Below are 2,744 nucleotides of genomic sequence, written 5' to 3' on the forward strand. Positions count from 1 at the left end.
CCGCCCGGCTCGGTGGGCAGGCGCTCGCGCTGACCGCGCTCGGCGGCGCACTGGCCTCGGCGGGAGCCCGCCGCCTCCGACACTGATCTCAGGACCATGCCGGCGGCGACGCACGCGTCCACGTCTCGTGCCGGGTGGTCGGGGGGACGAGATCGCGCAGATAGGTGCGGTGCCACCAGTCCCCCGTCTCGCGCCGCTCCTGCCGTGTGGTGAAGCGATAGCGATAGACCCTGGCCCGCACACGGACCGGCGGCTCGTCGGGAAACGGATTGTGCCGCAACAGTTTCAGTAGTTCACGGTCGCCCTCGAGCAGCTTGCGCAGCATCCGGCCGAACCACGGGTCGGCGTAGCGCGGCGACAGCGGGATGAACCACATCAGCCAGTCGAGCCGCAGGTGGTAGGGCGCGAACTGGCGCGGCAGGCGCCCCGGGTCCCCCGGCTTGCCCTTGAACTCGTACTCCCGCCACACGGCGTCCTCGGCGGGCCCCGCATCGGCGGTGCCCTCGACGACGATCTCGAACCGGCGTCGCGTGACGCTGCCGAACGCGCCGTAGGTGTTGACCAGGTGCAGCCGGTCGAAGCTCGCGTTCATCACCTGGCTGCCGGACAGCAGGTTGCGCACCGGTCGCCAGCTGAGCCCCACCACCAGGGCGGTGACCAGCACCACCACCACGACGTATGCCGTGTTCGGCGCCGGGGCGCGCGTCGCCACATGGAGCGCGCGGCCGACGAACCGGTCGTCGAGGACCGAGGCGGCCAGCACGATCGCGACCCAGTTGAGCCAGGAGAAGTTGCCGCTCAGCACCAGCCACAGCTGGGTGACGATCATGACGAGGGCGCACGCACTCGACACGGGCTGGGGCAGGAACAGCCCGAAGGGCAGCACGAGCTGGGTGACGTGGTTGGCCGCGACCTCGACCCGGTGCATCGGCCGGGGCAGGTGGTGGAACCACCAGCTCAGCGGGCCGGGCATGGGCTGGGTCTCGTGGTGGTAGTCGAGGCAGGTCAGGTCCCGCCAGCACGGGTCGCCGCGCAGCTTGATCAGGCCGGCCCCGAACTCGAGCCGGAAGAGTACCCAGCGCAGCAGCCACAGCACGAGCACCGGTGGCGGCGTGGCCGCATCACCCAGGAAGATCGCGAGGAAGCCGGCCTCGAGCAGCAAGGATTCCCAACCGAACCCGTACCAGGTCTGGCCCACGTTCACGATCGAGAGGTAGAGCGCCCACAGAACGGCCCAGACCGCCATGCAGACCGGCAGCGGGGCCCTCTCGGTCAGCCCGACGACCGTGACCGCCGCCAGCACCACTCCCGACCAGGCAACCGCGGCGAAGGCCCGGTCGGAGTAGTGCCAGTGGAACAGGCTCGGTGCCCGCCGGAACGGCACGACGCGCAGGAAGTCGCGGATCGGGAGCAGCCCGCGGTCGCCGAGCAGGGCCCGGAACTGGCGTGCCGCAACCAGGAAGGCGACGAGGTAGATCGCGGCCAGGCCGCGTTGGACGAGGAACCGCCCGGTCCACCCTCCCTCGCCGACGAACCACCCCGGCTCGACGGCGGACAGGCTGTCCATCACCGGGGGCATCGCCCTAGAAGAAGACCGACCGGCGTTGCAGCAGCAGGGAGTAGAGCGTCTGCTGGATGGTCTCGCGGACCTGGTCGGTGAGGTCGAAGACGAGCATCGGGTCATCGGCGGCCGTCGGCCCCAGAGCCGCGGTGTCGAGCGGGGCTCCGAACTCGATGATCCACTTGCTGGGCAACGGGACCAGTCCCAGCAGACCGAACCAGGGAAAGGTCGGCGTGATCGGCGCGTAGGGCGCGCCCACCAGCCGGGCGACGGTCTTGAGGTTGCCCAGGATCGGATAGATCTCCTCCGCGCCCACGATCGAGCACGGGATGATCGGGGTCCCGGTGCGCAGGGCGGCGGACACGAAACCGCCACGGCCGAAGCGCTGCAGCTTGTAGCGCTCGCTGAACGGCTTGCCGATGCCCTTGAACCCTTCCGGCCAGACACCGACCAGCTCGCCGGCCGCGAGCAGCCGTTCGGCGTCGGCGTTCGTGGCGAGGGTCGACCCGCTCTTGCGGGCCACCTCCCCGATCACGGGGCTCTGGAAGACCAAATCGGCACCGAGCATCCGCAGGTAGCGACCGTTCGGGTGCTCGTCGTGCACCGCGACCTGTGTCATCAGCGAGTCGAGCGCGATGGTGCCGGAGTGGTTGGCCACCACCAGGGCGCTGCCGGTGTCGGGGATGTTCTCGATGCCCCGCACCTCGACCCGGAACCAGTTGCGGTAGAGCGGTCGCAGCAGCGGCAGGAACGCGTGGTCGGTCAGGTCCCGGTCGAAGCCGAACTCGTCGACCACGTAGTCACCGGTCAGCCGGCGCCGCAGGAAGGCCAGCGTCTCGGCAACCCGCTGTTCGACCTCGTCACCGGACAGGCCCGAGGCGCTGGCCGTCGCCCGCAGCACCCTGACAACGGCGGTGACCAGGGACTCGACGGTGGATGTCGCGGCCCCGGGCGCAGAGGTGGCCTCCACGTGGTGGCCCTTCTCGGCCGTGGGGGCCGGGCCGGGAGGGGACGTGTCTCGCGCGAGGACGGTGCGGGCCGGACGGGCCGGCCGCCTCGGGCGGGTGCGAGGCGCGCGGGGAGTGCCGCGCGCGCCCGACTCCCCCGCCCGGCCCGTCGTGTCTCCCCGTGCTGCCGTAGCCGGGTCGCGGTCGGGATTCAGCAACGGCGTGCTGCGCCGGCG

2 protein-coding genes are annotated in these 2,744 nt (G+C 71.2%); both read right to left on the bottom strand.

The features are described from left to right. Window positions 1-88 precede the first annotated feature (88 nt). The gene (locus FRW57_RS20055; protein WP_338055393.1) at window positions 89-1,579 is read right to left on the bottom strand and encodes a lipase maturation factor family protein; all 1,491 of its coding nucleotides are present in this window, start codon (window positions 1,577-1,579) and stop codon (window positions 89-91) included. Window positions 1,580-1,583: 4 nt separating this feature from the next. Next, the coding region (locus FRW57_RS20060; protein WP_338055394.1) for a lysophospholipid acyltransferase family protein at window positions 1,584-2,744 on the bottom strand (1,161 nt) is incomplete at its 5' end.

The sequence above is a fragment of the Segeticoccus rhizosphaerae genome, assembly GCF_009192725.1.
Taxonomy (GTDB): domain Bacteria; phylum Actinomycetota; class Actinomycetes; order Actinomycetales; family Dermatophilaceae; genus Segeticoccus; species Segeticoccus rhizosphaerae.

Excerpts from the sequence above, each read along its gene's own strand:
- FRW57_RS20055 (WP_338055393.1), bottom strand. The coding sequence starts at position 1,579 with ATGCCCCCGGTGATGGACAGCCTGTCCGCCGTCGAGCCGGGGTGGTTC.